The sequence below is a fragment of the Bifidobacterium sp. UBA4282 genome (assembly GCF_002394995.1).
In the GTDB taxonomy this organism is placed as follows: domain Bacteria; phylum Actinomycetota; class Actinomycetes; order Actinomycetales; family Bifidobacteriaceae; genus Bifidobacterium; species Bifidobacterium pullorum_B.
The window spans coordinates 4458-13499 of the sequence record NZ_DGVO01000033.1 but is presented as its reverse complement, the minus strand read 5'-3'; the positions used below and the strand labels follow the sequence as shown (position 1 = coordinate 13499).

The window sequence follows — 9042 nt, the reverse complement described above, 5'->3', positions numbered from 1 at the left end:
TGACGGACGCCGACGGATCGGAATGGGTGTACCGGCAGGCCATATCGCTGCTGCTGCGCCGGCTGCGCCTGCCGTACCGGTTCGACGCGGAGATCCGCTCGAACCTCGCCGAGGGCAACGTGGCCATCGCGTTCACGACTGCCGGCGCCTCGATGATGCCGGAAAGCCGGTATGACGCCGACCGGCACGGCTGGGTGTCGATCGACGAGCACCAGCGCGCCGCGATGAGCTCCGCGTACAACCTACGTGTGGGACTGATGATCGCCGCGCTGAGCTTCGGCGCCGACAGCCGTGTGAGACGCGTGTCGCTGCATATCGATTCAATCGGCCTGGAGGAGGCCGTGGCCGAGCAGGACAGCGCCATCAGCGAACTGATGAGCCAGGCGCTGCACATGTTCGAACGCATCCGCACCTCGGAGGCCGGGTTGGGCGGCGCCAAGGGCGATCCGAAGGACGGTGACGTGCACGGCGACCCCGCGCGCCGGCATATCCTGCAATCCGACGATCCGCTGGAGCAGACCGACGCCGCCGACGCCCCCGGCCGGCATCAGGCGGCGGAGGGCGAGGAGGCGCAACGGGCGGACGAGTCGAATATCGACGCGCAGTTCGAGGACCTGATGCGCGACGTGGACATCGACGAGATGATGTTCGCGGCGCCCGAGGATGTGCAGGACGCCGGCGGCGTGGCGGAAGCCACCGACATCGCCGACGGCGGGGACGATCCGCTGGAGGCGTTGCGGAGCAATCCGACCGTGCGCAACCTGGTGACGGTCACGTTCGGACGCGACGATTTCCTCGCGCTGCTGCGCCGCGACGGGCTCAACCATCCGTTGGAGACCTACCGGCGCTTCGACGCGGTGCTGGACGTCGACGTCGATGGGGGACTGCGGCCGGTGGACGCGCAGTTCGACCTGCGCGACAGCCGGTTCTCCCCGGTCGGATCCCAGGAGGAGCCCGAACTGGCCGAGGCGGTGTTCGCCAGGCCCGTGGCCCGCATCCTGGGCACCCGTGACGTGACGGGCCTGTCGATCCAGCGCGCCGACCTGCTGCAGCGCGGCGTGGCGGAGTTCCACCGGCTCGCCGCGGACGGCTCGATGCCGACCGTGGCCAAGGCGCAGCAGGCGATGGCGCTGATCGAACGCATCGACGACCCCGAACTGACCGCATTGGCCCCGCAGGTGACCAGCGCCCTGATCGACGGCACGGACACCCCCGATTTCGAGTTCAGCCTGTCGGCCGACCTGGACGCCGAACGGCTCAAGGCGCGAGACCTGCTGTTCTCCGGCCGCGCCGAGCAGGCGATCGGGACGGCCGAAGCGGCGCTCGCGCATGTCGAATCGCTGTTCGCCGCGGTGGACGGCGTGCCCCGGTACTTCAACTCGTATGCGGAGCGTGTGGTGTACAACCGCCTGTTCGCCACGCCGGGGGAGCGCACGGTGCTCATCCCGGACAACGTGTTCTACACGCATATGGAATTGGCCGACATCCTCTCCCAGCTCAAGGGCGTGGAGGCGGCGCTGCCGCATCTGAACGCCATGGTCTCCTACGCGCCCGCCTACTCGTTGTCGCATATGAAGCTGGCCGTGCAGCTGGCTCGCAACGAGGATTGGGATTCGGCGCGCGCCGCCTGCCTGAACGCGTTGCGCGTGGCCCTGGACCGCGACGACGCCGCGTTCGCCTACTACCGGTTCGCCTACGCCGAATGGATGCGCGACCAGTTCGAGGTGGCCGCGGCCGCCTACCTGATGAGCGAGCGCATCGCGCCGGGTCGGATCGGCGCGTTGGACGCCGAGCTGAACGAGCTGCTCGCCCGGGCCCATTCGCAGTGCCTGAACGTGCCCGAAAGCGTGGAGGAGGCGGCCAAGGTGCTGGCCGACCATGGCCTGCCGGTATGGCCGCACACCGAGGTCGCCTCGATCGTGCGCAAGGCGGCCCGCGTATGCGTGGACCAGGGCATGTTCGTGCCGGCCCGCACGCTGTCCGTGGCGGCGGCGCGCATGGACGACACGGGCCATGACGGCATCGACGTGGTTCAGGCCCAGTTCCTGCGCTCCCTGAGCTCCTGAACGTCGGGCGGCTTTCCGGTGCCGTCCGGCGGGTCGGGGACCGTTAGAATCGGATGAGTATCGAACAGTCTAGACGCGGGGAGCAACGATGAGCAGGACGCCTTCCAGCCCTGAATCCGAACAGCTGGCGTGGGATTTCGACGTTGTCGATGGCTCAGGGGAGACGACGGTCGAAGCGGAGGTGCCGACCGGCGCGGCCGCGTTCGCCCCCGGGTCGGCGGCCTGGATCGGCGCGCTGCAGGCCAACGACGCGGACGCGATGCGGCTGTCCGCGCTGGATGCGTCCGCATTGGACGCGGATGATGCGGCCCGGCTGTGGGCCAAGGTGGCCGCGTGGGTGGAGTCCGACCAGATCGCCTACTACATCGACGATGCGCCGGTATCCTCCGACGCCGCCTACGATGCGCGCATGCGCTGCCTGAAGGCGCTGGAGGCGGCGTTCCCCTCGCTGGATTCGCCGCAGTCGCCCACGCACCGCGTCGGGGGCACGTTCTCGAACGAGTTCGCCTCGGTCCGGCACCCCTCGCGCATGATGAGCCTGGACGACGTGTTTTCGATCGAGGAGCTGCGTGACTGGTACGACGGCGTGCGCCGCGACCTGGACTGGCCCGAGGGCCGGGCGCTGCCGATGAGCTGCGAGGTCAAGATCGACGGCCTGGCGCTGAACCTCATCTACCGCGGCGGCGTGCTCGAACAGGGACTGACCCGCGGCGACGGTGTGACCGGCGAGGACATCACGCTGAACGTGCGCACCATCGCCTCGATCCCGCAGACCCTGGGCGGCGAGTCCTCGGATATCCCCGACTTCGTGGAGATCCGCGGCGAGGTGTTCATGCGGTGGGACGACTTCCGGGCCCTGAACGATGAGAACGCGGATGCGGGGCGTGCGCCGTTCGCCAATCCGCGGAACGCCGCGGCCGGATCGCTGCGGCAGAAGGACCCGCGCATCACCGCCACGCGTCGCCTGAGCTTCTACGCGCACGGCATCGGCCGGCTCGACTGGGGCGCCGGACGCGCCGCCGGCTCGCACGACGAGATCGCCGACCAGTCGCAGGCCTACGACCTGTACCGCAAGTGGGGCATCCCCGTCTCCCCGCACAACCGCACCGTCTCCACCTTCGACGAGGTCCTGGAGATGATCGACTACTACGGCGAACACCGCGGCGACATCGAACACGCGCTCGACGGCATCGTGGTCAAGGTCGACGATCTGGCGCTGCAGCGCGCGCTGGGGGCCACCTCGCGCGCCCCGCGCTGGGCGGTTGCCTACAAATACCCGCCGGAGGAGGTCAACACCGAACTGCTCGACATCACCGTGCAGGTCGGCCGCACCGGCCGCGTCACGCCGGTCGCCATCCTGAAACCCGTGCATGTGGCCGGCTCCACCGTGGCCCGCACCACCCTGCACAACCCCTTCGAGGTCAAACGCAAGGGCGTGCTCATCGGGGACACGGTCGTCGTGCGCAAGGCCGGCGACGTGATCCCCGAACTGGTCGGACCGGTGCTGGAACGCCGCAAAGGGCGCGAGGATCGGCTGCGCGAATTCGTCATGCCGGAGCGCTGCCCCTCCTGCGGGGCCAGACTCGCCCCGGCCAAGGAGGGCGACAAGGACATCCGCTGCCCGAATGTGGAGAGCTGTCCGGCGCAGCTGACCGAACGCATCATCAACCTGGCCTCGCGCAAGGCCTTCGACATCGAGCACCTGGGCGATCAGAGCGCCATCGCCCTGACCAATCCCGAGGAGAACCGTCCCGATGCGGTGGAGCTGTACGCCCCGCACCTGGGCGGCACCCGGCACGAGATCGTGGTGGCGCCCGGCGAGGAGCCGGCCGACTACGAGCCGGTTCCGGGCCTGACGCTGCCGCCGGCGCAGACCCCCGTGCTGACCAGCGAGGCCGGGCTGTTCGACCTGAACGTGGACGACCTGCGCGACGTGCGCGTCTGGCGCGAGATCCCGATCATCGAGGTGCGCGAAAGCGTCGGAGCGAACGGCACGCGCAAGAAGGTGCGCAGGCGCATCGGCGGCAGCGGGCTGTGGTACCAGACCGAGGCGTTCTGGACCGCGCCGGCCCCCGCCCGGAAGCTCACCGCCAAACAATTGGCCGAACGGGAAGGCGCGTCGGAAACCACGGACGGGCATGTCGGGGAGCCGACGGGTGCGGAGAGCCGTGCCGACTCCGCAGGGGCGACGGCGTATCCGGGGTATGACGTGCCATCCGATGCGGTTGTCGTGCGCACGGAGACGAAGGGGACGGGCGTCCAGCCGATCATCACCCGGCCGATGGAGAACGCGCGCAAGATGCTTGATGAGATCGAGAAGGCCCGGCACGCGGACCTGTGGCGCGTGCTCGTGGCGTTGTCGATCCGACGCCTGGGCCCGCCCACCGCGCGGCTGGTCGCCTCCGCGTTCGGCTCGCTCGACGCGATCGCGAACGCCACCGCGGAGGACCTCTCGCAGATCGACGGCATCGGCCCGGAGATCGCCGAATCGGTGGTGCACTGGTTCGCCGCGGCACGCGAGGACGGCGACTGGCGCGGCGCGATCCTGAAGGCGTGGCGCGCGGCCGGCGTCGGCACCACTGTGGAGACCAACGACCTGCCGCAGACCCTGACCGGCAAGACCGTGGTGGTCACCGGCTCGCTCGAGGACTTCTCGCGAGACTCCGCCAAGGAGGCGATCATCGCCCGTGGCGGCAAGGCGGCCGGATCGGTCAGCAGGAAGACCGACTACGTCGTCGTCGGCGCGAACGCCGGATCCAAGGCCGCCAAGGCCGAGGAACTGGGGCTGCCGATGCTCGACGAGGACGGCTTCAAGCGGCTGCTGGAAACCGGCGAGGCGTGACCGTCGCAGATGATGCGCCGGATCGGTCGATTCGGTGCGGGCCGCCGCCATGGCCAACGGTCGCGGGTTATGCTGAAGGAAGACGTCGGCTCGCAGGATGAGCCCATGGTGTGCAAGGAGGTTGCCATGAAGGTCGTGATCATCGGAGGCGTGGCGGCAGGCGCCACCGCGGCGACGCGTCTGCGCCGGTTGGACGAGCGGGCCGAGATCGTCATGCTCGACAAGGGGCCGCACGTCTCGTTCTCCAATTGCAGCCTGCCGTTCCGACTGAGCGGCACCGTCGACAGCACCGGCAAACTCGTCATGATGACCCCGCAGGCGTTCGCCGCACGGTACCGCATCGGCGCGCGCGTCAACAGCGAGGCCGTCGCCATCGACCGCGACTCGCGCACCGTCCGCGTCCGGAACCTGACCGACGGCACCGAGTACGACGAGTCGTACGACAAACTCATCCTCTCGCCGGGCGCGCAGGCCATCGTCCCGCCCATCCCCGGCGTCGACCAGGCCGACGTGTTCACGCTGAAAACCGTCACCGACGTCGACCGTCTGCACACGTTCCTGACTGAACGCGGCGTGACGCGCGTCAGCGTGGTCGGCGGCGGGTTCATCGGCGTGGAGGCCGCGGTCAACCTCGTCGAAGCGGGGTATCAGGTCTCGCTGGTGGAGGCCGCACCGCAGATCCTGAACACCTTCGACCATGACATGGTCCAGATCCTGCACAAGGCCCTGCTCGACCACGGCGTGAACCTCATCGTCGGCGACCAGGTGACCTGCTGCGACGGCAACGACCTGACCCTGGCCTCCGGACGCGTGGTTGAGGGACAGGCCGTCGTCATGGCCGTCGGCGTCCGCCCGGACACGGCGCTCGCCGCCGACGCCGGACTGGACGTGAACGGGCGCGGGGCGATCCTGACCGACGCCTCCTACCGGACGAACGACCCGGACATCTACGCGATCGGCGACGCCATCGAGGTCACGAACGCGCTGACCCATCGCCCGATGATGCTCCAGCTCGCCGGACCCGCGCAGAAGCAGGCGCGGCAGGTCGCCGACCACATCTGCGGCCGCGCCGTGCGCAACACCGGATACATCGGATCCAACTGCATCAAGGTGTTCGAATGGAACGCGGCCGGCACCGGGCTGACCGCCGCGCAGTGCGAGCGCGAGGGGCTGCGCTACGACTACGCGTACGTCATCCCGCAGGACAAGGTCTCGCTGATGCCGGACTCGCGGCCGCTGCACGTCAAGCTGATCTTCGAGGTGCCGACCGGACGCGTGCTCGGCGCGCAGGCCATCGGTCAGGGGGATGCCGCCAAACGCATCGACGTGGTGGCCACGGCCATCAAGTTCGGTGCCGTCGTGGACGATCTGCGCGATCTGGAACTGTGCTACGCGCCGCCGTTCTCCAACGCCAAGGACCCGGTCAACGTGGCCGCGCTCGTGGCCGGCAACCTGCTGGGCGGCGACTACCGGCAGACCCATGTGGACCAGGCGCGCGCACTCGTGGAATCCGGGGCGACGATCATCGACGTGCGCGAACCCGGTGCCTTCGCCAGGGCGCATCTCAAAGGGGCGGTCAATATCCCGCTCACGCAGATGCGCGGGCGGCTGGACGAGATCCCCACCGACCGGCCGGTGTATCTGAACTGCCGGTCCTCGCAGACCAGCTACAACGCCGTCCGCCTGCTGCAGGGGCACGGGTTCACGAATGTGGTCAACCTGGGCGGCAGCATGCTCGGCATCAGCCTGTACGAATACTTCACCGACGTCACCACCGGCCGCGAGCCGATCGTGACCGCCTACTGCTTCGACTGAACCGGCGCACGGCGCTCCCGCCGGACTGGCCGACACGGCGGGGCGTCGCTCTGGCATGGCGTGCGATCGCACGCTAGGGTGGAAGCATGTCCAAGCACCGGCCGACGCGAGGAGGAGCCATGGAACGGATCGAAGCCGACATCTACGACCGGCTGAGCAAGGTCATCGACCCCGAACTGGGGCGGTCGATCACCGAACTGGGCATGATCCCGGCGATTGAGGTCACGCCCGCCGCGGACGGCGTCTATGACGTGACCGTGCACGTGGAGCTCACCGTGGAGGGCTGTCCGCTGTCGGATGCGATCACCCATCGGATCAACGCGGCGGTCGCCTCCTATCCGGATGCCGACCTGATCCCTCATATCGAGGTCTCCACGATGGACGACGACAAACTCGCCGCGCTCGTGAACAGACTCAAGGCGGAACGGCGGCAGAACCCGTTCACCAAGCCGGGCAGCAGGACCCGCATCTTCGCCATCGCCTCCGGCAAGGGTGGCGTCGGCAAATCGTCGGTCACCGCCAACCTGGCCGCCACATTCGCCGCGCTCGGCTATGACACGGCCGCCATCGACGCCGACATCTACGGATTCTCCCTGCCGTCGCTGTTCGGCGTGACCAGCCAGCCGACCAACCTCAACGGCATGCTGATGCCCGTGACCGCATGGGGGGTCAAGCTGATCTCCATCGGCATGTTCGCCGGGGCCGATCGGGCGATTCTGTGGCGCGGGCCCAGACTGCAGCGCTCCCTGGAGCAATTCCTGTCCGATGTATGGTGGGGGGAGCCGGACGTGCTGCTGCTCGACCTGGCGCCCGGCACCGGCGATATGGCGATCTCGGTGGCGCAGACCCTGCCGAACGCGGAACTGGTCGTCGTCACCACGCCGCAGCCCAGCGCCTCCGATGTGGCCGTGCGCTCCGGGCTGGTGGCGCTGCAGGTGCCGATGAAGGTGCGCGGCGTGGTCGAGAACATGAGCTGGTTCGACTACAAGGGCGAACGGCTGGAGATCTTCGGCAACGGCGGCGGCGAGCGCGTCTCCGATCAGCTGACCCGGGCGCTGGGCTATGAGGTGCCGCTGATGGGCCGGCTGCCGCTGGTCCCCGAGATCCGTGAGACCGGCGAGTCGGGGCGTCCCGCCGTGCTCAATAGGGACGGCTCCCTGAGGACCGACGGTCTGGGCCGCATCTTCAAGTCCGTGGCCGAACGGCTGATGGCCTAGGGCTTGGCCTGGCCGGTATTGGCGATTCCGTCATCGGCGGTTATACTGGAGGGCGGTATGTCGGATGGCCTCCTCATATGCCAGGGAGGCTCAGCGGAAGGATGATCGGGACATTGCTCAGCCGATAGGATGACTGTTGCGGATGGCGATGCGCATTGTGGCGCGCCGCCGCACCATCCTAGGCTTGCAGCAGTCGTCATCGATCCTGTCCGTTTGCGGCGCGCCCGAGAGGAACATCATGGCGCAACCCATCATGCTGACACTATCCCATATCGATTTCACCTATCCGGGTATCCCCGAGCCGCTGTTTGAGGACATCTCGGTCTCCTTCCCCCAGGGGTGGACCGCCGTGCTCGGCGACAACGGTATCGGCAAATCGACCCTGGCCGCCATCGCCACCGGACGTCTCACCCCCGACGCGGGGAGCGTCTCGCCGGCGCCGGTCAGACTGGTCATCGCGGTCTGCCCGCAGTCGACCGATGACGTTCCCGACAACCTTGAGGACTTCGCCGCCGACTGGTCGCCCGAGGCCCTGGCGGTCAGACAGGCCCTGCGTCTGGATGACGACTGGCTGTACCGCTATGACACGCTCTCCGGCGGCGAGGCCAAACGCGTGCAGATCGCCTGCGCGCTGGCCAAGCGGCCCGACCTGTTGGTGCTCGACGAACCGACCAACCACCTCGACCTTGATATGATTGTGTGGCTGGAGGGGTATCTGAGCCGTGGCAACAAGACGTTGCTCATGGTGACGCACGACCGCTATTTTCTGGATCGGGTGTGTTCGGTGATACTGGAAATAGACGACCAAAGTGTCTATACTTATCGTGGCAACTATGCCTACTATCTGGAGAAGCGTCAGGAGCGCNNTGGTGCTCGACGAACCGACCAACCATGTGGACGAGCCGACCCGCAACGCCATCGCCGCGGCGATGGGCGGCTTCCGAGGCATCGGCGTGCTCATCTCGCACGATGTGGACCTGATCGACGTCACCTGCGGACGGAGCCTGATATTCGAGCGCAGACACGTCGGCCACCGCAATGTGACCGTGGCCAACGTCTATCAGGGCGGCTATACGCAGGCCAACGCCCAGCGGCGGGCCGA

At 68.1% G+C, this 9042-nt stretch carries 4 protein-coding genes and 1 pseudogene; all 5 read left to right on the top strand.

What is annotated here, in order from left to right; genetic code table 11:
* Positions 1 to 2066, top strand: a pseudogene (locus tag B4C31_RS04860) (tetratricopeptide repeat protein); the annotation flags it as partial.
* A gap of 88 nt (positions 2067 to 2154) precedes the next feature.
* The gene (gene ligA / locus B4C31_RS04855; RefSeq protein WP_291531565.1) at positions 2155 to 4908 is read left to right on the top strand and encodes an NAD-dependent DNA ligase LigA; all 2754 of its coding nucleotides are present in this window, start codon (positions 2155 to 2157) and stop codon (positions 4906 to 4908) included.
* Between the two features lie 126 nt (positions 4909 to 5034).
* Positions 5035 to 6723 (top strand): FAD-dependent oxidoreductase, encoded by a 1689-nt coding sequence (locus B4C31_RS04850; RefSeq protein WP_291531564.1) that lies wholly within the window; start codon positions 5035 to 5037, stop codon positions 6721 to 6723.
* Positions 6724 to 6842: 119 nt separating this feature from the next.
* Positions 6843 to 7940 (top strand): Mrp/NBP35 family ATP-binding protein, encoded by a 1098-nt coding sequence (locus tag B4C31_RS04845; RefSeq protein ID WP_291531563.1) that lies wholly within the window; start codon positions 6843 to 6845, stop codon positions 7938 to 7940.
* Positions 7941 to 8082: 142 nt separating this feature from the next.
* The coding region (locus B4C31_RS04840; protein WP_291531562.1) for an ATP-binding cassette domain-containing protein at positions 8083 to 9042 on the top strand (960 nt) is incomplete at its 3' end.